This window comes from Mycobacterium florentinum (genome assembly GCF_010730355.1).
Taxonomy (GTDB): domain Bacteria; phylum Actinomycetota; class Actinomycetes; order Mycobacteriales; family Mycobacteriaceae; genus Mycobacterium; species Mycobacterium florentinum.
On sequence record NZ_AP022576.1, the window covers coordinates 130,227 to 153,150 of the forward strand.

22 protein-coding genes are annotated in these 22,924 nt (G+C 67.0%); 13 read left to right on the forward strand and 9 right to left on the reverse strand.

The window, feature by feature from the left end; translation table 11 throughout:
- Positions 1–6: 6 nt before the first annotated feature.
- Entirely contained in the window at positions 7–1,809 is a 1,803-nt protein-coding gene (locus G6N55_RS00670; RefSeq protein WP_085220474.1) for an AMP-dependent synthetase/ligase, read from the reverse strand.
- Between the two features lie 182 nt (positions 1,810–1,991).
- On the opposite strand from G6N55_RS00670, the gene G6N55_RS00675 reads away from it, so the two are divergent.
- From G6N55_RS00675 to G6N55_RS00695, 5 genes are all read left to right on the forward strand, one after another.
- Complete coding sequence (locus G6N55_RS00675; RefSeq protein WP_085220473.1) at positions 1,992–2,381, forward strand: polyketide cyclase / dehydrase and lipid transport; 390 nt, start codon at positions 1,992–1,994, stop codon at positions 2,379–2,381.
- 105 nt (positions 2,382–2,486) lie between these two features.
- Entirely contained in the window at positions 2,487–2,924 is a 438-nt protein-coding gene (locus G6N55_RS00680; protein ID WP_085220472.1) for an SRPBCC family protein, read from the forward strand.
- Positions 2,917–4,182: an ArsA family ATPase gene (locus G6N55_RS00685; protein WP_085220471.1), complete on the forward strand. Its 1,266-nt coding sequence runs from the start codon at positions 2,917–2,919 to the stop codon at positions 4,180–4,182. The genes G6N55_RS00680 and G6N55_RS00685 overlap by 8 nt, the downstream gene beginning before the upstream one ends.
- Complete coding sequence (locus tag G6N55_RS00690) at positions 4,179–4,565, forward strand: hypothetical protein (protein ID WP_085220470.1); 387 nt, start codon at positions 4,179–4,181, stop codon at positions 4,563–4,565. The genes G6N55_RS00685 and G6N55_RS00690 overlap by 4 nt, the downstream gene beginning before the upstream one ends.
- An 87-nt stretch (positions 4,566–4,652) precedes the next feature.
- A complete protein-coding gene (locus G6N55_RS00695) occupies positions 4,653–5,390 on the forward strand; it encodes a lysophospholipid acyltransferase family protein (RefSeq protein ID WP_085220469.1) in 738 nt (245 codons plus the stop codon).
- Here the strand turns inward: G6N55_RS00695 and G6N55_RS00700 are convergent.
- Positions 5,387–6,700 (reverse strand): glycosyltransferase 87 family protein, encoded by a 1,314-nt coding sequence (locus tag G6N55_RS00700; RefSeq protein ID WP_085220468.1) that lies wholly within the window; start codon positions 6,698–6,700, stop codon positions 5,387–5,389. The two genes, G6N55_RS00695 and G6N55_RS00700, sit on opposite strands and share 4 nt — an antisense overlap.
- 114 nt (positions 6,701–6,814) lie before the next feature.
- Here G6N55_RS00700 and G6N55_RS00705 point away from each other — a divergent pair, with 114 nt between their 5' ends.
- The 3 genes from G6N55_RS00705 (at position 6,815) to G6N55_RS00715 (ending at position 9,685) form a co-directional block, all read left to right on the forward strand.
- Positions 6,815–7,681 carry a hypothetical protein gene (locus G6N55_RS00705; protein ID WP_179968156.1) on the forward strand — a complete coding sequence of 289 codons (867 nt, stop codon included), beginning with the start codon at positions 6,815–6,817 and terminating at the stop codon, positions 7,679–7,681.
- A gap of 14 nt (positions 7,682–7,695) precedes the next feature.
- A complete protein-coding gene (locus G6N55_RS00710; RefSeq protein WP_085220466.1) occupies positions 7,696–8,211 on the forward strand; it encodes a polyadenylate-specific 3'-exoribonuclease AS in 516 nt (171 codons plus the stop codon).
- Positions 8,212–8,296: 85 nt separating this feature from the next.
- Complete coding sequence (locus G6N55_RS00715) at positions 8,297–9,685, forward strand: class II 3-deoxy-7-phosphoheptulonate synthase (RefSeq protein WP_085220465.1); 1,389 nt, start codon at positions 8,297–8,299, stop codon at positions 9,683–9,685.
- On the opposite strand, the gene G6N55_RS00720 is transcribed toward G6N55_RS00715, so the two are convergent.
- Positions 9,682–11,124 (reverse strand): FAD-dependent oxidoreductase, encoded by a 1,443-nt coding sequence (locus G6N55_RS00720; protein WP_085220464.1) that lies wholly within the window; start codon positions 11,122–11,124, stop codon positions 9,682–9,684. The genes G6N55_RS00715 and G6N55_RS00720 overlap by 4 nt on opposite strands.
- Before the next feature lie 300 nt (positions 11,125–11,424).
- On the opposite strand from G6N55_RS00720, the gene G6N55_RS30060 reads away from it, so the two are divergent.
- Positions 11,425–12,636, forward strand: coding sequence for a PPE family protein (locus G6N55_RS30060; protein ID WP_085220613.1), 1,212 nt, complete (start codon positions 11,425–11,427; stop codon positions 12,634–12,636).
- Positions 12,637–13,181: 545 nt separating this feature from the next.
- Positions 13,182–14,267, forward strand: coding sequence for a methyltransferase (locus G6N55_RS00730; RefSeq protein WP_085220612.1), 1,086 nt, complete (start codon positions 13,182–13,184; stop codon positions 14,265–14,267).
- A gap of 27 nt (positions 14,268–14,294) precedes the next feature.
- Here G6N55_RS00730 and G6N55_RS00735 read toward each other — a convergent pair whose 3' ends face one another.
- Positions 14,295–14,930 carry a TetR/AcrR family transcriptional regulator gene (locus G6N55_RS00735; RefSeq protein WP_085220463.1) on the reverse strand — a complete coding sequence of 212 codons (636 nt, stop codon included), beginning with the start codon at positions 14,928–14,930 and terminating at the stop codon, positions 14,295–14,297.
- Positions 14,931–14,995: 65 nt separating this feature from the next.
- Positions 14,996–16,231, reverse strand: a complete 1,236-nt coding sequence (locus G6N55_RS00740; RefSeq protein WP_163667109.1) for a protein kinase domain-containing protein — start codon at positions 16,229–16,231, stop codon at positions 14,996–14,998.
- Between the two features lie 91 nt (positions 16,232–16,322).
- Here G6N55_RS00740 and G6N55_RS00745 point away from each other — a divergent pair, with 91 nt between their 5' ends.
- Entirely contained in the window at positions 16,323–16,727 is a 405-nt protein-coding gene (locus G6N55_RS00745; protein ID WP_085220610.1) for an Rv2175c family DNA-binding protein, read from the forward strand.
- 7 nt (positions 16,728–16,734) lie between these two features.
- On the opposite strand, the gene G6N55_RS00750 is transcribed toward G6N55_RS00745, so the two are convergent.
- Together G6N55_RS00750 and idsA2 are read right to left on the reverse strand one after the other, a co-directional pair.
- A complete protein-coding gene (locus G6N55_RS00750) occupies positions 16,735–18,261 on the reverse strand; it encodes an alpha-(1->6)-mannopyranosyltransferase A (RefSeq protein WP_085220462.1) in 1,527 nt (508 codons plus the stop codon).
- Positions 18,262–18,265: 4 nt separating this feature from the next.
- On the reverse strand, positions 18,266–19,315 hold the full coding sequence (gene idsA2 / locus G6N55_RS00755) for a bifunctional (2E,6E)-farnesyl/geranyl diphosphate synthase (protein ID WP_085220609.1): 1,050 nt from the start codon (positions 19,313–19,315) through the stop codon (positions 18,266–18,268).
- Between the two features lie 213 nt (positions 19,316–19,528).
- Here idsA2 and G6N55_RS00760 point away from each other — a divergent pair, with 213 nt between their 5' ends.
- Positions 19,529–20,425 carry a mycobacterial-type methylenetetrahydrofolate reductase gene (locus G6N55_RS00760; RefSeq protein WP_085220461.1) on the forward strand — a complete coding sequence of 299 codons (897 nt, stop codon included), beginning with the start codon at positions 19,529–19,531 and terminating at the stop codon, positions 20,423–20,425.
- Positions 20,426–20,477: 52 nt separating this feature from the next.
- On the opposite strand, the gene lppM is transcribed toward G6N55_RS00760, so the two are convergent.
- A complete protein-coding gene (gene lppM, locus G6N55_RS00765; protein ID WP_085220608.1) occupies positions 20,478–21,125 on the reverse strand; it encodes a lipoprotein LppM in 648 nt (215 codons plus the stop codon).
- Positions 21,126–21,257: 132 nt separating this feature from the next.
- Positions 21,258–21,860, reverse strand: coding sequence for a GNAT family N-acetyltransferase (locus G6N55_RS00770; protein ID WP_085220460.1), 603 nt, complete (start codon positions 21,858–21,860; stop codon positions 21,258–21,260).
- A 339-nt stretch (positions 21,861–22,199) separates the two neighbouring features.
- On the opposite strand from G6N55_RS00770, the gene G6N55_RS00775 reads away from it, so the two are divergent.
- Positions 22,200–22,601, forward strand: a complete 402-nt coding sequence (locus G6N55_RS00775; protein WP_085220459.1) for a DUF3040 domain-containing protein — start codon at positions 22,200–22,202, stop codon at positions 22,599–22,601.
- Positions 22,602–22,924: the final 323 nt, after the last annotated feature.

The window sequence follows — 22,924 nt, forward strand, 5'->3', positions numbered from 1 at the left end:
GGGAGGTTATTCCTTGTCGTAGAGCGCTTCGATATCGGAGGCGAATTTCTCGGCGACCACGTTGCGCTTGAGCTTCATCGTCGGGGTCAGCTCGCCGGTGTCCTCGGTGAAGTCGACCGGAAGAATGCGGAACTTGCGGATCGACTCGGCATGCGACACCGACAGGTTGGCCTGCTTGACCGCGGCGTCGACCTCGGCGACCAGGTCCGGATCGGTGGCCAGATCGCCCACTGACGAGCCCTCGGCCTTGCTGTTGCGGTGCTTCCAGCCGCCGAAGGCCTCCGGGTCGATCGTGATCAGCGCGCCGACAAACGGTTTCGCGTCCCCGACCACCATCGCCTGGCTGATCAGCGGGTGGGCCCGCAGCTGGTCTTCCAGCACGGCGGGCGCGACGTTCTTGCCGCCGGCGGTGACGATGATCTCCTTCTTACGGCCGGTGATCTTCAGGAAGCCGTCCTCGTCGAGCGAGCCGAGATCGCCGGTCTTGAACCAGCCGTCGGCGAACGCCTCGGCGGTGGCCTGCTCGTTGCGCCAGTAGCCGCTGAACACCACGCCGCCGCGCACCAGCAGCTCGCCGTCGTCGGCGATGCGCATGCTGTTGCCCGGCAACAACGTTCCGACGGTCCCGATCTTGACCCGGCCGACCTGGTTGACGGTGATGGCCGAGCTGGTCTCGGTCAGGCCGTAGCCCTCGTGGATGGTCAGACCCACGCCCCGGTAGAAGTGGCCGAGCCGGGCGCCCAGCGGTGCGCCGCCGGACACCGACGCGTGGCAGTCGCCGCCGAGCGCCGCGCGCAGCTTGTGGTAGACCAGCCGGTCGAACAACGCGTGCTTGGCCCGCAGCAGCAGCCCGGGCCCGCCGTTGTCGTGTGCCTCGCTCCAGTCGACCGCGGTCTGCACGGCCCGCGCGAAGATCGGCCCCTTGCCGTCGTTGGCGGCGTTCAGCTCGGCGGTGTTGTAAACCTTCTCGAACACCCGCGGCACCGACACCACAACCGTCGGTTTGAACACCGCCAGCATCGGCAGCAGGTTCTTGATGTCGCTGGTGAAGCCGCAGGTCACCTTGTTGGCGAACGCGGACAGCGTCAGCGACCGGGCCAACACATGCGCCAGCGGCAGGAAGATCAGCAGCCGCTGCCCCTCGTTCAGCAGGGTCGGCAGGCACTCCTTGGCGCCTCGGGTTTCGTACAGCAGGTTGGAATGCGTGAGCTGACAGCCCTTGGGACGGCCGGTGGTCCCCGACGTGTAGATCAGCGTCGCGGGATCTTCGGGGCGCAGCGCCGCGAGGCGGGCTTGCAACTCCGACGGATCGACCGACGCGCCGGCCTCGGCGAGCTGGTCGAGCGCCTTGGGGCCCGCGCCGTCGATATGCAGCACCCGGCGCAGCGCCGGAAGGTCGCCGGTCAGTTCGGTGACGGTCGCGGCATGTGCGTCGGTTTCGGCGAACGCCACGACGGCTTCGGAGTTTTGCAGCACCCAGCGCACCTGCTCGGCCGACGAGGTCTCGTAGATGGGGACAGTGACGGCGCCGATGGACAGGATGGCCAGGTCGAGGATCGCCCACTCGTAGCGGGTGGCCGAGAAAATCGACACCCGATCGCCGGCTTCCACGCCCAGCGAGATCAGGCCCAATGCCGCCGAACGAATCTGCTGGGCGGCCTCGGCGCACGTGACGTCGGTCCACACCCCGTCGATCTGACGTTGATAGATGACAAAGCTGGGGTCGTCGCGCTCGTGCTCGAAGACCATGGCCGCGATGTTGTCGTGCTCGCCGATGGAGAAGCGGGCAGGAACGCTGTACTCACGCACTGTTGACCTCAATTGATCCGGTGGCCGGGTTGCTGTCACCCAGACTAATCGCGGCATTCGCGCAGCAACCAAACAGTCGGTTGGGCCGCGTCGCGATTGTGGCGACGGGCGGCTGGCGCCGCGTTCTTCTCCGGCGTGGCCTCGGCGGCGCGAGGCGGATATAGATATGTGAAGCTGACACGATGCACAGCATCCAGATCGCGGACCAGACGTATGTCGCCGCCGACGGCGCACTGGTCGGCGCCGCGGTAGGCGATCAGCTGAGCTGGCAACGGTGGTGGCCAGATCTGCGGCTGCAGGTCGTCGAGGACCGCGCCGAAAAGGGAATCCGCTGGGCGGTCACCGGCGCGCTGACCGGCACCATGGAGGTCTGGCTGGAGCCGTCGCTGGACGGCGTGGTGCTGCACTATTTCCTGCACGCCGAACCGACCGGCGTGGCGGCCTGGCAACTGGCCAAACTGAACCTGGCGAAAATGACACATCGCCGCCGGGTGGCGGGCAAGAAAATGGCTTTCGAGGTCAAGACGACACTGGAACGGTCACGTCCGGTCGGGGTTTCTCCGGTAGTTTAACTCCGGTCAAGGTTCGCCCGGAGAGTACCGTTTCGGTCCGAAGGCGGGGTACTACCGGAGATGACCGGGGGTGGACCCCCTTGCGGGAGAGAAGGTAACGGCCAGGTGGCGGATAAGACGACCCAGACCATTCACATCGACGCAGATCCCGGCACCGTGCTGCAGGTGATCGCCGACATCGATTCGTACCCGGACTGGATCTCGGAGTACAAGGAAGCCGAAGTGCAGGAGCGCGGCGCCGACGGCTATCCGAAGACCGTGCGATTCGTGATGGACGCCGGCATCATCAAGGACACCATGGTCATGGCCTACCAATGGCCGGCGGACCACAAGTCGCTGAGCTGGACCCTGGTTTCCAGCTCGCTGCTGCGCTCGCTGGAAGGGTCATACCGGTTGGCGGCCAAGGGTTCTGGGACCGACGTCACCTACGAACTCTCGGTCGATCTGGCCCTGCCGATGATCGGGTTGCTCAAGCGCAAGGCCGAGCGCCGGCTGACCGATACCGCTCTGAAGGATCTGAAGAAACGAGTCGAGGCTGAGTGAGTCCGGTTCATCCACCCCGGCCCGAATCAGTCTCTTCGTAGGTAAGGGCGGGGTAGGAAAATCCACCCTCGCTTCTGCCACCGCGGTCTGTGACGCGATCGAGGGGCAGCGCGTGCTGGTGGTCTCAACCGACCAAGCGCACTCGCTGGGCGATGTGCTCGGCATCCCCGTCCCGCCGAGCGGTCGGGGCGATCCGGTTCGGGTGCTCCCCGGCGAGGCCGCCGAGACGGGCAGTGGCTCGCTGGACGCGATGGCACTGGACACCCTGGCCCTGCTCGAGGCCCGCTGGCACGAGGTGGTCACCGCGCTGGATCGGCGGTTTCCCGATTCCGAGCTGAGCAGCATTGCGCCCGAAGAACTCTCGGCATTGCCGGGCATTCAGGAAGTGCTCGGGCTGCACGCGGTCGGCGAGCTCGCGGCGTCCGGACGATGGGATCGCGTCGTCGTCGACTGCGCCTCGACCGCGGACGCGCTGCGCATGCTCACCCTGCCCGCCACATTCGGGCTCTACGTCGAGCGCGCGTGGCCGCGCCATCGCCGGCTGTCCATCACCGCCGACGACGCCCGCTCGGCCGCGGTGGTGGAGCTGATCGAACGCATCAGCTCCAGCGTCGAGCGGCTCAGCGCCCTGCTCACCGACGGGGAGCTGGTCAGCGCGCACCTGGTGCTCACGCCCGAGCGGGTGGTGGCCGCCGAGGCGGTCCGGACGCTGGGCTCGCTGTCGCTGATGGGGGTCCGCGTCGAGGAGCTGATCATCAATCAGGTTCTGGTGGAAGACGAGTCCTACGAGTACCGCAACCTGCCCGAGCATCCGGCGTTCTACTGGTACGGCGAGCGCATCTCGGAGCAGCGCGCGGTGCTCGAGGAGCTCGATGCCACGATCGGCGACGTCGCGCTCGTGATGACCCCGCACTTGGCGGGTGAGCCGATCGGCCCCAAGGCGCTGGGCGGATTGCTTGACAGCGCGCGTCTTCGGCGTGGAGGCGCCCCACCTGGACCGTTGCGTCCTATTGTGGATCTCGAATCGGGGTCGGGACTTGGGTCGATATACCGTATGCGGCTAACGTTGCCCCAGCTCGATCCCGGATCGCTGTCGCTGGGCCGGGTGGACGACGACCTGATCATCAGCGCCGGCGGGTTGCGGCGCAGGGTTCGGTTGGCGTCCGTGCTGCGGCGGTGCACGGTGCTCGACGCGCATCTGCGGGGCGGTGAGCTGATAGTTCGTTTTCGACCAGATCCGGAGGTGTGGCCTAGGTGAGCAAGGCACACCCCGATATCGGTCCGGAACTACGCAAGCTCGCCGAAACGATTCTGAACGGGATCGACCCCGCGGTGCGGATGGCGGCTTCATTGACCGGAGGCGATGGCCCCGGGACCGGCAAGTGTCAGCAGATCTGGTGTCCGGTGTGCGCGCTGGCCGCGCTGGCGACCGGCGATCAGCACCCGCTGCTGACCGTGATCGCGGATCACAGCGTCGCGCTGCTGGAGGTGATTCGCGCGATCGTCGACGACATCGACCGGTCGGCCCAGCCGCCTCCGGACGGCCCGCCCGGTGGCGGAGCGCCGGGTGAGGACGCCCCCGCGGGCGACACGGACGTGCGTACTCGCTACCAGCCCATCCCCGTCACGATCGAAGATTGATCCACACGGTTTGAAAGTGGTCCCCTCCGTCGCGGATGGGTACAGTTGGCGCAGAACATCAGCGGATTTCGGGCGAAAGGGAGGGCCATGGCTTACTGGCTGTTCAAGTACATCCTCCTGGGTCCGTTGCTGCAATTGCTGGGCCGGCCGAAAGTCGAAGGCCTGCACCATGTTCCGAGTACTGGCCCGGCGATCCTGGCCAGTAATCACCTGGCGGTGATGGACAGCTTCTATCTGCCGCTGGTGGTGCGCCGGCGCATCACCTTCCTGGCGAAGTCCGAATATTTCACCGGCACCGGAATCAAGGGCTGGTGGAGTCGGTGGTTCTTCACCGCCGTCGGCCAGGTGCCGATCGACCGCACCAACGCCGATGCCGCCCAGGCCGCACTGCAGACCGCGCAGCGGTTGTTGGGCGAGGGCAAGTTGATGGGCATGTACCCCGAGGGCACCCGGTCGCCCGACGGCAGGCTCTACAAGGGCAAGACCGGTCTGGCCCGCCTCGCCCTGGAGACCGGCGTTCCGGTGATTCCGGTCGCGATGATCGGCACCAACGTCGTCAACCCGCCCGGCACCTCGATGCTGCGCTTCGGCAAGGTGACGGTCCGGTTCGGCAAGCCGATGGACTTCTCCCGATTCGAGGGCATGGCCGGTAACCGCTTCATCGAGCGGGCCGTCGCCGACGAGGTCATCTACGAGCTGATGGGTCTGTCCGGTCAGGAGTACGTCGACGTCTACGCCGCGACGGTCAAGAACCGCGACGACGGCTCGAATGTTCAGGGGCCCGACGACGAGGCCACGCGTATCCCCGAGACGGCTGCCGGCTAGGTCGCGACGTTCACGTCGCGCAAGAGCGCACGGCCGGTGTCGGAATCACTGCGCCCCTGCGCATCCCGAGTAGCAGCCCGGGCGGTGACCGTGAGTCCGGCCGTGACGATCACGGCCAGCGCCCACCACACGTAGGACATCCCGAGCAGCTGATGCCACCAGTTGGCCGTCTCCTCGTGGTGCTTGGGCATCAGCTCCAGCGGTGTCCAGTCGATCTCCAGCACCGCCACGCCGACGACGGTGAGCACGCCCAGCGCGATGTTGCGGCGCCGCCAGCCCAGGATCGCCGTCACCAGCAGCGTCGGGAGCACCCACACCCAATGGTGTGACCACGACACCGGCGACACCATCAACCCGAACAGGGCGACGCAGATGACCGCGAGTGTCGTCTCACCGGCCTGCAGCACCCGCCGCATCGCCCAGATGGTCAACGCGAGCACGGCCAGGCACAGCCCCACCCAGAGCAGGAAACGCAGGTGCTCGGAGAGCCCGATCCGGGCCAGCGCGCCCGCGATGTTCTGGTCGGTGTTCAGCGCCGCGGAGCCGATCCGGTCGGTGTGGTGCACGGTGTGCGTCCAGTACTCCCAGGAGTCGCTCCAGGCCAGGATGAACCCGACCAGCGTCGCCGAGGCGAAAGACGTCAGGGCCGTCAACGCGCTGCGGAAGTCGCGGCGCACCAGGAAATAGAGCAGGAACACCGCGGGGGTGAGTTTGAGCGCGATGCCCAACCCCAGCAGCAGCCCACGCGGCCACGGCGTGCGGCGCGGCACGCAGTCGGCGATCACCAACGTCATCAGCACCACGTTGATCTGGCCGAAGGCGAAGTTCGAGGCGATGGGCTCCAGCCAGATCGAGGCCTGCGCCACGACGACCACCGCGAGCCACCACCGGCGCAGCCAGGCCGGCCCGGGCACCAGCGCCGAGGTGCTCCACACGTCGAGGCGGGTCAGCACGATCACCGTCGAGACGATGAGCAGCACCAGGGTCAGCACCGTGATCGCGACGCTGGCCGCCGGCATGTGCAGCCAGGCGAACGGACAGAACACGATCGCGGCCAGCGGGGGATAGGTGAACGGCAGATTCAGCCCGATGGGTGTGTGGAACAACACGTCACCGGTGTAGAGCGGCCGTCCGTCCAGCCAGGTCTGGCCGCCCATTTGATAGATGTCGATATCGATGCGGTACGGCGTGTGCGCGAACAGGCCCCAGGCCGTGTAACCCAGTGCCGCCGCGGCCACCAGCCACAACAAACCCCACACCAACGCCCGCCCCGGTCGGCTGCCCACGCGGGGCGCCTGCGAAATACTCATGTCGCAGAACAGCGTAATCGGTGTTCCTGGCCGTACTGCCGCGCAGCGCGGCTCCCGCGCTGCCGACAGGTGCGGGCGTAGGTTGCAATCGTGTTGCACTGGTTCGCGCCCAGAGTGGCCCACTGGTTCTCGCACGACATCGTCCACGGCGGCCGGCTGCCCCTGCTGTGCTGCCTGGTCGCCTTCATTCTGACCTTCTTCGTCACCCGAACCTTCGTGCGCTTCATCCGGCACCGCGTCGCCTCCGGACGCCCCGCCAAGTGGTGGCAACCACGCAACGTCCACATCGGGGGACTGCACATCCACCACGTGACATTCGGGGTGGTGCTGGTGATGATCTCCGGGTTGACGCTGGTCACGTTGTCGGTCAACGGCGACGAACCCGAAAACACAGTTTCCGCAATACTTTTCGGAATCGGTGCGGCGCTGGTGCTCGATGAGTACGCGCTGATCCTGCACCTGTCCGACGTCTACTGGGAAGAGGACGGCCGCACCTCGGTGGACGCCGTCTTCGCCGCCGTGGCGGTGGCCGGACTGCTGATCATGGGGCTGCACCCGTTGATGTTTCTCTTCCCGTTTGCCCATGGCACGGTGCCGTCCGCCTGGCACGCCGCGGTGGTCTGCGCGTTGGTGATGACGTTGCCGCTGGCGGTGGTGGTGGTGCTCAAGGGCAAGGTGTGGACCGGCCTGCTCGGCATGTTCATCGTGGTCTTGCTGGTCATCGGGGCGATCCGGCTGTCGCGCCCGCACGCGCCGTGGGCCCGCTGGCGCTACACCACCCAGCCGGACAAGATGCGGCGAGCCCTGGCGCGGGAACGCAGATGGCGCCGGCCGGTGGTGCGGGCCAAGCTGTGGCTGCAGTGCGCGATCGCCGGCACGCCGCGCCTGCCCGACGAGCGCCTGGTCGACGCCCAGCTGGACCATGACGTCCATCCCGCGCCGCCACCCGAGGGAACCGAGCCCATCCTGATCGGCGGCTAGCCTAGGCTTTTTCGGTGCGGTACTTCTACGACACCGAATTCATCGAGGACGGCCGCACCATCGAGCTGGTCTCGATCGGGGTGGTCGCCGAAGACGGCCGCGAGTACTACGCCGTGTCCACCGAATTCGATCCCGAGCGCGCCGGGGCCTGGGTGCGCGCCAACGTACTGCCAAAGCTGCCGCCGCCCGCCTCGCAGGTATGGCGCTCGCGCAAGCAGATTCGCCACGACCTCGAAGAGTTCTTCGGCATCTCCGGCGGCCAGGCCGCCGAGCCGATCGAGCTCTGGGCCTGGGTGGCGGCCTACGACCACGTCGCATTGTGCCAACTGTGGGGGCCGATGCCCGGACTGCCGAAGGCGATACCGCGCTTCACCCGGGAGCTGCGCCAACTCTGGGAGGACCGGGGATCGCCGCGATTGCCGCCGCGACATCGCGACGTCCACGATGCGCTGGTCGATGCCCGCGATCAGATGCGCCGGTTCAGGCTGATAGTGTCCGGCGACGATGCGGGCGCGCAAGCGAGCCGTTAAGCACCCCTCAGCCCCCGCTGGGGGTACCGGTCTGGGTGCACGACGAATGGCGTTGGCCCAGGCTGGCCACGGATATCATGGACCGATGAACTGGACCGTCGACATACCGATCGACCAGCTGCCTGCACTGCCGCCGCTGCCCGCCGACCTGCGGACCCGGCTGGACGCTGCCCTGGCCAAGCCGGCGGCTCAGCAACCGTCCTGGCCCGAAGCGCAGGCCGCGGCGATGCGCACGGTCCTCGAAAGCGTCCCGCCCGTGACGGTGCCGTCCGAAATCGCCCGGCTGCAAGACCAGCTCGCCCAGGTCGCCAAGGGCGAGGCATTCCTGTTGCAGGGCGGCGACTGCGCCGAGACGTTCGTCGACAACACCGAGCCGCATATCCGCGGCAACGTCCGCACCCTGCTGCAGATGGCGGTGGTGCTGACCTACGGCGCCAGCCTGCCGGTGGTCAAGGTGGCCCGCATCGCGGGTCAGTACGCCAAGCCCCGGTCGGCCGACATCGACGCGCTGGGCCTGAAGTCCTACCGCGGCGACATGATCAACGGCTTCGCCCCGGATGGCGCCGCGCGCGAGCATGACCCGTCGCGGCTGGTGCGTGCCTACGCCAACGCCAGCGCGGCGATGAACCTCATGCGGGCGCTGACGTCGTCGGGCCTGGCGTCGCTGCACGGCGTGCACGACTGGAACCGGGAATTCGTCCGGACCTCGCCCGCCGGTGCCCGGTACGAGGCATTGGCGGCCGAGATCGATCGCGCGCTGAGCTTCATGAGCGCCTGCGGCGTGGCCGACCGCAATCTGCAGACCGCCGAGATCTACGCCAGCCACGAGGCCCTGGTGCTCGACTACGAGCGCGCGATGCTGCGGCTGTCGGAAAGCGAAGACGGCAAGCCTCAGCTGTACGACCTGTCGGCGCACACCGTGTGGATCGGGGAGCGGACCCGCCAGCTCGACGGCGCGCATATCGCGTTCGCCGAGGTGATCGCGAACCCGATCGGCATCAAGCTCGGCCCGACGATGACGCCCGAGTTGGCGATGGAGTACGTCGAGCGCCTCGACCCGCAGAACAAGCCGGGCCGGCTCACGCTGGTCAGCCGGATGGGTAACAACAAGGTCCGCGACCTGCTGCCGCCGATCATCGAGAAGGTGCAGGCCACCGGTCACCAGGTGATCTGGCAGTGCGACCCGATGCACGGCAACACCCACGAGTCGTCCACCGGGTACAAGACCCGCCACTTCGACCGCATCGTCGACGAGGTGCAGGGCTTCTTCGAGGTGCATCACGCACTGGGCACGCACCCGGGCGGCATCCACGTCGAGATCACCGGCGAGGATGTCACCGAGTGTTTGGGTGGCGCACAAGACATTTCGGACCATGACCTGGGCGGCCGTTACGAGACGGCGTGCGACCCGCGGCTGAACACCCAGCAGTCGCTGGAGCTCGCGTTCCTGGTCGCCGAGATGCTGCGCGACTAGCTCCGCACGGTAAGTCGCTCGCGCTGCGGGGCGACCGCCGGTCCGGCCGCGCGCTGTGTCGACCGGGTGAACAGCGCCCGCAGGTTGCCCAGCACGATGCGCGGCATCAGGGCGGGATCCCGCAGCCGCGAGGGCGGGTCGACGAAGTTGGAGACCCGAAAGAAGCGCTCAGCCAGCACAACATCATGGCCCGCCGCATTGAGGGCCGCTCTGGACAGTCGGCGGGATAGCCGCTGCCGCATGGATTTCCGGTCGTGAGTCGGGGAAGTGACCCGCGACCTGGCTTGATTGGCGGCCCATGTCTCGCCGAGGTAGTGCGCCGTCGCGCGGAAATAGCGTTGCGCCAGACCGGTTCTGCCCACGCTGAGGCAATCGCGCAGGGTGAGTGCTTCCAGCGCGGCGATCGTCATGCCCTGGCCGTGCGTCGGGTCGAGGCTGCACAGCGCGTCGCCTATCACCAGCAACCCCGCGGGGAATCGGGGCAACTGGTCATAGCGGCGCCAGACCGCGGCGGTGTGGCGATAGGTGACGGCCTCACCGAGGGGCTGGGCATTGCGCAACCCCTCGATGATCGCCGGGGGAAGACTCTGCTCGGCTATCGCGAGCATCGAGGCGAAATCGGTTGGCGGATCGCCGGCCTCGCTGGGCCGGCCGATCGCCAGCATCCACATGTCGTGCTCGCAGGTGAGCAACAGGCCGCCGGGCTGGCCGCCGCCCGGATTGAACACCACCAGCCGCTGGGCGATGGACCCGTCGGGGATGCTCAACTGTTGGGTCGAGTAGCCCAACCTGGCCTCCGCCCGATGCTCGGCCGGCCGTTCGAAACCCAGCTTCTCCAAGAACGCCGGGGTGCGCGCCGCCCGACCCGTGGCGTCCATCACCAGATCGGCGTCCAGCGTCGTGAGAAACCCGTTGTAGCGCCGGATGATTCGCACGCCGTTGACGATGTCGGCGGTGGTGACGAGTTCGGCCACATCGTGCCCGTCGAGGAATGTCACGTTGGGCAGGGCCTTGACGCGCCGGCGCAGGTGAAACTCCACAAACGGCCGGCTCGCCATATGCATCGCCAGCGCGGCCGGGTCGGCGAATCGGCCGGACGTTTTCATTTCATAGCGCCCGAAGCGCACGTAGAAATTCGACAGCTCACCATCGTCGACGACGACCGCCCCGGCTCGGGCCAGGTCCCTCAACAAGCCGGGAAACAACTCGTCCAGCACCTGCAGGCCGCGGCTGTGGAAATTATGTACATGGCGGCCCTGCGGGATGCCCCTGCGATGGCACGGGTAGTCGGGCAACCTGTCCCGCTCGACCACACTGACCGAGTCGTAGAACTCCGAAAGTACGCGCGCCGCAAGCAAACCCGCCATTCCGGCGCCCAGTACGACTGCGTGCTCGCCGAGCCGGTTCGGCGAGTCGATGCCAAGCATTGTCGAACCCATGCAGCAGTACGCTACACGAAAATTAAGAAAAATAAGAGATTCATGAGGCAATGTTAAGAAACGTTTCCCGAGCGTGACCTCGCGCCGGCGCCCGGGGGAGTCATGCGGTGCTGACGCCGGTCCGCCAACCGGGCGCGAAGTCGGGTCAAGTCCTGGGGCCCATCCGTTCGCGGTCGCGGTCACGAAGCGTTTGCCTCGATTTGCTGGTGCTCGACCACTATCGGCGTTATTCTCTCGCTGTTGAAAAAATATTAAATGGTGGTTGAAATAACCACCGCCGTCCGCGGAAGGACTGACGACGTGGACTTTGGGTTGTTGCCGCCGGAGGTCAACTCCGCGCTGATGTATGCCGGTCCCGGTTCGGGGCCATTGCTGACGGCCGCGGCGGGTTGGGATGCGTTGGCCGCGCAGCTGGAGTCGACCGCCAGTGGCTATGCGGCCGAGCTGGCCGGATTGACCGGCCAGGCGTGGTCGGGCCCCTCGTCGGTGCTGATGACGGCCGCGGCCACACCGTATGTGGAGTGGTTGTCTGCTGCCGCGGCGCAGGCCGCGCAGACGGGCGTTCAGGCCTACGCGGCCGCGGGGGCTTACGAGGCGGCGTTCGCGATGACGGTGCCCCCACCGGTGATCGCGGCCAACCGGGCACAGCTGATCGCGCTGATCGCCACCAATTTCTTCGGGCAAAACACCCCGGCGATCGCGGCCACCGAAGCCCAATACATGCAGATGTGGGTGCAAGACGCCACCGCGATGTACGGCTACGCCACCGACTCCGAGACCGCCGGCACCCTGACGTCCTTCGACCAACCACCGCAGACCACCAATTCGACAGGGCAAAACGCCCAGGCTCAGATGGTGGCGCAGGCCACCGGCAACGCCACGCAACAGCTGTCCTCGACCAATGCCACGATGCAAACCCTCAGCTCCACTAGCGCCGACACGGTCGGGCCGGTAGCTCCGGGCCAAACTGTGACCGTCGCGCCGGGCGGCGCCATCGACATCGGCGCCAACACGGGCGTGTACGTCAACAGCGGCTCGATCACGATCACGGGGCCCGGCACCAACCTCGTCAGCTTCGGCAGCGTAATCGTCAACCCCGGCAGCACAATTCACACGCTCGTCGACTGTTCCGAGGGTGGTGTGCTGATCCCCGGCGGCGTCGACGTCACCGCCGACTCGAGCCCCCTCGTCCTGACCCCCGGATCCTTCCAGGAGGTTCTGGTCACCCTCGTCAACGGCTCCGCCACACTCCCCGTTGTCGGTGCGGAACAGGTCGCCATCCAAACACTCGGGAACACCGCCACCGCCATCGCCGGCCCCGCCGGCGCGTCCATCACGAACGTCTTCGGCTCCGTCGCCGTCGCTTCGGTGACCCCCATGCCCGGCTCGTCGAGCACGTTGGCGGCCCCGTTAGGCGGGCTGGCTGCGCCAGGCCTGGCGGGTACCGCGGGAATTCAGCCTCAGCTCAACGTGGATGGGCTGTTGGAGTGGGCTCAAACCGTTTCCGGTTGACGGTCAAGAACGCTGCCGCCCAGACGGTCATCCCAGAACTGTTGCCAGGAAGCAGTTTTCGACAGCACTGACGACGGGACTGGCCGGCACCCGGGATCGTTGACCGACGCGATGTGACCGACAAACGAAGGCACCGCCTACCAGGTGGCACCATCGGGCACCCGGTAGGCGACGCCTGCTTTGCGAAGTGTCGCTTAGGATTTCGGCGCGATGCAGCTTTAACCCGCTGCAACCCCGAGGGGTGGTTCCACGCTGGCCGCGGGAACGCATCCGGTCGCAGCGACGGCGGTGAAGGTGAGGATCGCCGCAACGACGACCTTCGTGGCTAGACGTGACATGACGACTCCGTTCATCCGGCCCCCTGCCAGAACTGTAGCCGGAACCAACGATTATTTCAATAGTTATTGAAATAATCAAAGTTTGCGGGCATAGTTGCCACGCGGACAGGGCGATCGGTCGCGCAGTAGGAACCCTCGGGTGAGCAAGTACTTTTGGGCGCGTTCGCGTCCAGCGTGGCGAAGGTGAGCGAGAAAGAAGGTAGTCAGTTGACCTCTAAGGTCCCGCCGACCAAGGTCGTGCGAGCCGTTGAACGGACCCGCCAGCACCTGTCGCGGCTGCGGCAACGCTTCGCTCCGCCCCCGGCGGTGATGCTGGAATTGATCCTGAATGCCTGGGTCGCTCAGGCGATCACGACCGCAGCGGATCTTGGCGTGGCGGACGCCCTGGCAGCCGGCCCGCTGTCCGGAGATCAGTTGGCAGATCGAGTCGGTGCCGATCCCGACGCCCTGCGGCGACTCATGCGCGCGTTGATCGGCATCGGGATTTTCCGCCGGCGCAGCGACGGATGCTACGCACTCACCCCGCTCGCCGACACGCTGCGCACCGACGCGCCGGTGTCGATGGCCGGGATGGCGCGATGGGTCGGGTCGCCACAGCATCGCGAGCACTGGAGCCACCTGACCGAGGCGATCCGGACCGGAGAACCGGTGATTCCCCAGCTTCGCGGCCAACCAGCATTCGAGTATCTGGCTGGCGAGGCGGAGCTAGGTGGGATTTTCAACTCAGCCATGACCAATATCTCCGAATTCGCGACCGTTCCCTTGACCGCGGCCTATGACTTCAGTGCGTTCGGCACGATCGTTGATGTCGGTGGGGGACACGGTCGGCTGTTGGCGGCGATCCTGGACACGGCTCCGGACTCGCGCGGCGTGCTGTTCGATCTTCCAGAGGTCGTGGCGGGCGCACCGGACTTGTTTCGCAAGTACGCGGTCGACGACCGCGTCCGGATCGAAGAGGGCTCGTTCTTCGATTCCGCCCCGGCGGGCGGCGACGCGTATGTGCTCAAGAACGTCATCCACGACTGGCCCGAGGACGCCGCCGTGCGCATCCTGACGAACGTCCGTGCCGCGGCCCGTACCGGCGCGCGACTATTGCTCTGCGAGTTCGTCATTCCCGACCACGATCGCGACTTCCACGGCAAGTGGGTGGACCTCGAGATGCTGGTCGTCGCGGGCGCCCAAGAACGCAGCGCGGACGAGTATGGCAAGCTGCTCGACCGAGCCGGTTTTCGGTTGAACCGCGTCGTCGACACCGTATCGCCGCTCAGCATCATCGAGGCGACCGCGGTGTAGCCGAGGCTACTTCGTTGCCTTGCAGGGTTATTGCGACGGCAGGTCCAGCCCCAGCTCCTCGGCGGGGGCAGTGAGGAACCGGTGCACCGCAGGCCCCACCAAACTGACCACTTCGTCGACCGCGAGCGACGACAGAGGCGGCACGCGCATGATGTACCGCAACATCGCGGTGCCGACGAGGTTGGTCGCGGCCAGCATTGCGCGCAGTCGCGCTTCCTCGCCACCGCCCAGGACGCTGGACACCGCAGCGAGCAGGTAGTCGTGCACGAAACCGCGAAACGCGTCCCTGGCATCGCTGTTCGACGTCGCCGACTGCACCATCGAGGCCATGCTCGCGGCCGTATCGGGGTGCTCCCAGATGCCGAGGTAGGCCCGCACGATGCGGCAACCCAAGTCGTCGTCCTTCTCGGCGAGCGCCGTTGTCAGCAACTCGGATGGCAGCACCAACTTCATCGACTCGCGAAACAGTGCCGCCTTCGAGCCGAAGAGATAGAGGATCATCGACGGGTCTACTCGTGCATCATCGGCAATCGCCCGCAGGGGCGTCTTGTCATAGCCGTGCATAGCGAACTGCCGCTTTGCTGCGCGCAGGACCGCGTCGCGCGATACCGGCTCGCCTTGGCGTCTGCCCCGGCGCTTTATCGTTTTCCCAGGTGACGGCACGGGCGAACCATATCATTTCAACCCACATTGAAAAGGGATCTGGCAGCTGACGGCGTCGCCTACCGTCACAGCAGCCCGGCCAGGTTGCTGCCAATCGTCCAGCCCGCCGTCGCGGCCAGACCGGCCAGCGCCAGCACCAGCGCCACCCAGATCAGCACCATGCGCCGGTTTTGTTGACGCGCGAGGGTGAATTCGCTGATCGCGATACCGGCGAATTCGCCTGAGACAGGCTGGTATTCGTATTCCTCGTCGGGGTCGGGGCCGACCTGGGCCTGCGGTTCGGATTCCGGCCAGTCGCCGGGTCCGCGCGGCAGCTGACGGGTGGGCTGACGCACCGCGGGCTGAGCCGGCGGCGGTGGCGCCGCGGGCTGCTCGCTGAGCCGACTGTGGTGCAGCGCCGCCGAGCGGTGCTGGGCAGAGTTGCGTGGCGCCGGGACCCGGAAGTCGGGCAGGTCCAGCTCCTCGGCGATCGCCTCCACGTCGGCGAGCATCTCGATCGCGTCGGCGTACCGCTCGGCCGGGTCGCGCGCCGTCGCGCACGCCACGAAATCGTCGAATTGGGTGGGCACTCCTTCGATCACGGCGCCGGGACGCGGCACGTCGTGGTCCAGTCGCTGGTAGGCGACCGACAGCGGGGAGTCGCCGGTGAACGGTGCCCGGCCGGTCATCAGCTCGTAGGTGAGGATCCCGGCGGAGTAGACATCGCTGCGCGGACCGGCGTTACCGTCGCGCACCTGCTCGGGCGACAAGTAGGCCGCGGTGCCCAAAATGACACTGGTGGAGGTGATTCCGGCGGCCGCGACCGCACGTACCAGACCGAAATCGGCGATTTTGACGTCGCCATCATCGGAGATCAGCACGTTCTCGGGTTTGACGTCGCGATGCACCAGCCCGGCGCGATGCGCGGCGGCCAGCCCACCGAGCAGCGGGCGCAGCACCGCCACCACGGCATGGGGCGGCATCGGACCGCGTTCGGCCAGCAGCTCGCGCAGGGTGCCGCCCTCGATGAGCTCCATCACCAGAAATGGGTGCCGCGCGTCCAGGCCCTGGTCGTAGACGGCGACCAGCCCCGGATTCTTCAGCCGGGCCACCGTGCGGGCCTCGAGCTGGAAGCGGGTCATGAACTCGCTGTCGCCGGCATAGCGCGAATCCATCACTTTCAGCGCGACCGGGCGATCGAGCCGGACGTCGAGGCCGCGGTACACCGTCGAGGTGCCGCCGCTGGCGATCTTGCCCTGAACCAGGTAGCGGCCATCCAGCAACGCGCTGTCCAACGGGTCGCCCGTCCCGGGTCTGGTCACGGGGCCATCGTAGGTGCGGGTCGGCGATTGGCGAGGAGAACATCCGCGCAAGCCGCCTCCGCGCCCGGCAACCACGGCCTACACTTGCGCCGTGGGCAGTATTCCGGCCGGCGACGATGTCTTGGATCCCGACGAGCCAACCTACGACCTGCCCCGGGTCGCCGAGTTGCTCGGCGTGCCGGTGAGCAAGGTGCAGCAGCAGCTGCGAGAGGGTCATCTGCTTGCGGTTCGCCGTGCCGGGGGTGTGGTGATTCCGCAGGTCTTCTTCACCAACAGCGGTGAAGTCGTCAAGAGCCTGCCGGGGCTGCTGACCATCCTGCACGACGGCGGTTATCACGAAACCGAGATCGTGCGTTGGCTGTTCACCCCCGATGCGTCGCTGACGGTGACGCGCGACGGGAGCCGCGATGCGATCAGCAACGCCCGTCCGGTCGACGCGTTGCACGCCCACCAGGCCCGCGAGGTGGTCCGCCGGGCCCAGGCGATGGCTTACTGACGGCGTACTAGGCGGCCAGCGGTTCTTCGGCCTGTTCGGCGCGCGCTTCCGGGGCGCGGTACAGCGCCCGCCAGACCAGCAGCGCGGCCACGGTGGCCATCGAAAAGTGCAGCCAGGAATACATGCCGTGCGATCCGTCGGGCTTGAAGATCACCATCGCCCAGGTCGAGAGCCCGCCGATGACGGCGATCGCCCGGCGCGACTGGGCCAGCGGCGACGCCACCGCCAGCGGCCAGGAGTAATACCACGGCAGGGCGGCCGGTACGAACAACACCACGATCAGCATCGACCACGCCATACCGGTCAGTGCGCCCCGGTCGTCGCGCCGGAACCGCCACCACAGCAGCGGCAGCGATACGGCGATGATCCCGATGCCGATCAAGCGGGTGACCCGCAGCGTGGCGTAGAAGTTCACCGGGACAATCCCGTTGACGAGGAAGTGGATCACGTTCGCCGCCGCGGTCGGCACCGTCAGCCAGTTGATGATCTTCACCGATCCGGCCAGCGCGGTCAGCCAGCCCAATCCGACGCCGGCCGCCACGGACAAGACGCCGAACACCGCGACGAAGATCAGCAGGCCCATCGCGGTGGCCGCCGCGAATGCCTGCAACGGCCGATATCCGCGTTGGTCGCGCAGATGGCGCATCCACACCCAGACCAGAAACGGCAACGACAGTGCGGCGGTGGCTTTGACCGCGACCGCGACCGTCACCAGGGTGATACCCAGGCCGTGACGGCCTTGGAAGGTCAGCGCGATCCCGGCGGTCATCAGACCCACCATCAGCATCTCGTTGTGCACCCCGCCCATCAGGTGGATCAACACCAGCGGGTTCAGCACACAGATCCACAACGCCGTGGCGCCGCTGGTGCCGATGTGGTGGGCCAGTCGGGGAGCGGCCCAGATCAACAGCGCCAGCCCGGGCAGCATGCACAGCCGCAGCAGCATGGTCCCGGCGATCACGTGATTGCCGGCCACCACCGTGACGAGCTTGGCAATGAGAATGAACACCGGACCATACGGTGCGGTGGTGATCGTCCAAATGGGACTTACGTTGTCCAACAACACGTTCGGATTCGCGACCGGGCCCACGGCATACGGGTCGAAGCCGTCGCGCAGCAGCGCGCCCTGGGCCAGATAGGAATAGGTGTCGCGGCTGAAAACCGGCACCGACAGCAGCAGGGGCGCCAACCAGAAGCCGGTGGTGGCGCGCATCATGAACTCGGTGGTTTCGCCTGCGATGACGCGGCGGCCCAGCGTCAGCCACGCGAACAACATCAGCGCCACGCCCGTCCACAGCAGAATCGACGACAGCACCAGCCCGTGGCCAAATCGCAGCCAGGACATGTGGATCGACTCCAGCAGGGGGTCGTGTGGCTTGGTGCTGCCCGCGCCCAGGCCGCCGGCGGTGATCAGCACCGAACCCACGAAGCCCAGCTTTGCCGGGCGGGCCTGCGGAGCGGCAGCGAACGCCTTCAGTTCCGAAAGCCGCTGGGCGACAGATCGTTTCGGACCGGTGTCGATCGGCGTGGTCATCAGCTCAGGCGGACCGGTCGGTGGCCATCCGGGCCAGTTCCAAGAGTCCGGCCTTGGCCGACGTGCTGATGGGTGCGGCCGCGAGTTGGGCCAGCGCCCGTTGGGTCAGTTCCGCGATGCGTTGCTCGGCCGCGGTCAGGGCGCCCACCGACTCGATGACGTCGCGCAGCTCGGCCACCTGCGCGTCGGTCAACGGTGCGCCGATAGAGCTCCGTAAGAGTTTGGCCGCCAAGGGATTTGACTTGTCGGCCAACTCCACTGCCTCGGCCAGCAGCACGGTGCGCTTGCCGGAGCGCAAATCGTCACCCGATGGCTTGCCGGTCACCGCCGGATCCCCGAACACGCCCAGCACGTCGTCACGGAGCTGGAACGCCACGCCGAGGTCGTTCCCGAACTGCGCAAAGGCGGCCTGCACATCCGGGCGGTCGGCGGCCGCCGCCACCCCGAGCTGCAGCGGTCGCGTCACCGTGTAGCAGGCGGTCTTGAACGTGTCGACGTTCATCGCCGACGCGATCGACTCCGCGGCGCTGGCCTCCGCGACGATGTCGAGGTACTGCCCGCCCAGCACTTCGGTGCGGATGTCGGCCCACACGCGCCGGACCCGTCGCTGCGTGTCCGGCGGCAGGTCCGCGCCGAAGGCGATGTCGTCGGCCCAGGCCAGGGCCAGGTCGCCGAGCAGGATGGCCGCCGAAACCCCGAAGCGGTCCGCCGAGCCGCGCCAGTTCCGGTCGCGGTGCAGCGCGGCGAATCGGACGTGCACGGTCGGCTTGCCGCGGCGGGTGGAGGAGTCGTCGATGACGTCGTCGTGCACCAGCGCGCAGGCGTGCAACAGCTCCAGCGCGGAAAACAGCAGCAGCACTTGCGCGTCGGGTTCCGCGTCGGCCACCGCGCGCCATCCCCAATAGGCGAAGGCGGGCCGCAGCCGTTTGCCCCCATTGAGCACAAAGTCTTCGAGGGCGGAGATCAACGCGGCGTAGTCGCCACCGATGTAAGCGGTCTCGTCACGCCGGGTGTGCAGGTACTGGCGAAGTTGCTCGGCAATCGCGCCGGTCAACTCGTCGGTTGCCGCCGCTGCCGGAGTTTTCACGCTCAGCGCGGCGCCCCTTTCTGGTCGGCATGCCCCGGTGATCTCCAGGCCCGACCAGTGTATTCGGCTGTATTCGGCGTCACAGCGGTGGCCGTTTCCACGTGGTCCCCCGCCAAGCCGGGCGGTCATCGGACGCACCTATGCTGGCTGGGTGCCATCCGCCCTAGAAAGAGGAACCGCGTGACTCTCAACACCATTGCGCTCGAGCTGGTGCCGCCGAACGCGGACGAGGGTCGGGAGCGGGCGCTTGAAGAGGCAAGCAAGGTTGTGCGGTATTCGGCCGAATCCGGTCTGGCCGGCCGCATCCGTCACGTGATGATTCCCGGCATCATCGCCGAGGACGACGACCGTCCCATCGTGATGAAGCCCAAGTTCGACGTGCTCGACTTCTGGTCGGTCATCAAGCCCGAACTGCCGGGGATCGACGGCCTGTGCACCCAGGTCACCGCCTTCATGGACGAATCGACGTTGCGTGGGCGGCTCACCCAGCTGACCGACGCCGGCATGGAAGGCGTGGTGTTCGTCGGCGTCCCGCGCACGATGAACGACGGCGAGGGCTCCGGGGTCGCGCCGACCGACGCCCTGTCGATCTATCGCGACCTGGTAGTTAACCGCGGCGTGATCCTGATTCCCACCCGCGAGGGCGAGCACGGCCGGTTCAACTTCAAATGCGACCAGGGCGCCACGTACGGCATGACGCAGCTGTTGTACTCCGACGCGATCGTGGGCTTCTTGACCGATTTCGCCAAGACCACTGATCACCGGCCCGAGATCCTGCTGTCGTTCGGCTTCGTACCGAAGATGGAGAACAAGACGGGCCTGATCAACTGGCTCATTCAGGACCCGGGCAACGCCGCGGTGGCAGCCGAGCAAGACTTCGTCAAACAGCTGGCCGGCCGCGAACCGCCGCAGAAGCGCCAGTTGATGCTCGACCTGTACAAGCGGGTGGTGGACGGCGTCGCCGAACTCGGCTTCCCGCTGAGCATCCACCTGGAGGCGACCTACGGGCTGTCCGGTCCGGCGTTTGCGACCTTCGCCGAGATGATCGACTACTGGTCGCCCGCCCAGCGCGTCTAACCCGCTCGGCGACGATGCAGGCCGGGACGGCCTGAGGAGAAGCCGGGCAAATCTAACTGGGCGGCTGATTGCCCGGTGTGGTGAACCGCTCGGAGCGGTCCCGGCTCATCCAGGCCAGTAGCGCGACCACGCCCGCCGCCGCGAACGACGCGATGGCCAGCCATACGCCCGCGCCGGTGAAGGAACGGGTGTTGGGATCGGTGTAGCGCGCCTGGGCGGTCATCGTGCTCACCACGCCCGGCTTGAGCTTCCACGACACCGCATCGGGATCGACGCGGTCGCCGTTGGTCGAGGTCACGACGCCGGGAAAGGCGACGGTCAGCTCGACGTCGGCGTCGGGATCGGTCAGCGACGTCAGATCCGCGCGGCCTTCCAGGATCACCACGTTGCCGTTGCGACGCAGCGACACGTTGACGCCGGCGGCGTCGGAGTTCATGTTGGCCAGCTGCGGTAACTCGCCGAACGTCAAATCGGAGAACACCGCCTGCGACCCGACGTAGCCGTCGCTGTCGTAGTTCGACACCGCGACCTTCTGATTGAACGGCAAGTTATTGGTGTCCAGTTGCGGACCCGTGTCCTTGGGAGTTTTCGGCTTGGCCGCCGCGATGATCTCCCCGGACACCAGGTCATCGGGCGAGATGGTCAGCGAGGCTCTGGCTCGCAGGCATCCGGTCGCCAGGGGGACCAGCAGCATCAGCATGGCGATCGCGAGCACGCGAGTGGATGCTCGGGTTCGACGTGGGGGAGAGCTGGCGCGCACCAGGTCATCGTGCCAGATCCGGCGTCTGGATTGCCCACGTCGTCCGGTGTTCGAGTCGGCCGGGCTCCGCAGCTAGAGCGGCAGCGGGCGGCCCAGGATCGCGAATGCCCGTGGGTCACCGGCGAAGTGGTAGCCGCGGATGATGTCGTTGAAGCCCAACCGTCGATACAACCGCCAGGCGCGATTGGCCTCACCGTTGGTTTCCGGCGTCGAGAGCAGCACATTGCGCTCGCAGCGGCCGGCGAGCAGCCTGCGGGCCAGCGCCTCGCCGATGCCGCGGCCCTGCGCACGCGGATGAATGTGCAGCTCGGTCAGCTCGAAATAGCTGTTCATCAGCTGCGCGATCTCCTGAGGTGGCAGGCCACCGCGCTGCATCCCCAGCACAACCTGCTGCTGCCACCACTGCCCGGGCGCCCCCGGGTAGCCGTAGGCCACTCCGAGCAACGGCGCATCGCTCAGTTCCGACGCCGGCGGCACATCGCCGCCCTCGGCCGCGTCCGCCTCGACCGCGGCGGCGGCCTGCCACCCACGCCGGCGGATGTGTTCGAGCCACATGGCCGCGCGCTGGTTCTCGGTGCCCCGGGGGTATCGCATGGCGTCGACGTAGACCCCGAGGGCGTCACTGAGACGGCGCTCCATATCGTTCGGCGGCAGATCGATGAGGAATATCGCCAACTCGCGGTGTCCTCCTCGTCGCAATGATCGGGCCTCATGCTGTCATCGCCGTCAGGCGCTGCGTCGGCCCCGTGCCCGTATCGCCATTATCGGGTCCGAGGCCGATCGGCTGACGGGCGGTGGCGGCAACCAACCGACGACTCCGTCCGGTTAGGCAAGGCTGTTGTAACGCTTCGTCGTTGCGGCCCGATGATCGTCGGGAAGCAACGGAGATAGAATCGCGGACGAACCAGTGGTACGGGTCTGATTGACCTCGTATCATTTGACTTAGTTGCCCATACAATGGGCATCCGCGTGCTATCGATAGTTACGTGTCACACTGTCGGCAAGGAGGGACGAATGCCACTCTCCGATCATGAGCAGCGGATGCTCGATCAGATCGAGAGCGCTCTCTACGCCGAGGATCCCAAGTTCGCTTCGAGCGTACGTGGTGGGGGATTCCGCGCACCGACCGCGCGGCGTCGTCTGCAGGGTGCGGCTCTCTTCGTTATCGGTCTGGCGATGCTGGTTTCCGGCGTGGCGTTCAAGGCCACGATGATTGGCAGCTTCCCGATTCTCAGCGTGGTTGGCTTCGTTGTGATGTTCGGTGGCGTGGTGTTCGCCATCACCGGTCCGCGAATGTCCGGGCGGCCGAACCAGTCCGGGCCCGCGCCGGGCGCGCGCCCGCGCCGCACCAAGGGTGGCGGCGGCTCGTTCACGAGCCGCATGGAAGACCGCTTCCGCCGCCGCTTCGACGAGTAGCCGAACCACCGAACACGCAAGACCTTAAGGGGTAGCCGAACCGGCTGCCCCTTAATTTTTGTGCTGGAGCCCGATTCGTGTCGCAACCGAGGCCGATCCGAGCCCCACTGCGCCCCACTCGGGCGCCCCACTTCCCCCCACCGAGCAACTTTGGGGTCCTGAAATGCGGTTTCCCCACGCCGCATGCGAGCCCCGCGAGGGTGCTCCGCGGCTGCGGAGCGGCGTGGGGTGGCAAATCATCGGCGAAACACCCCGACGGCACCTCTTTTATGGGGCAAAGTGGGGGACTGTGGGGTATGGTGGCTGAAGTGTTTGGGCGAGGC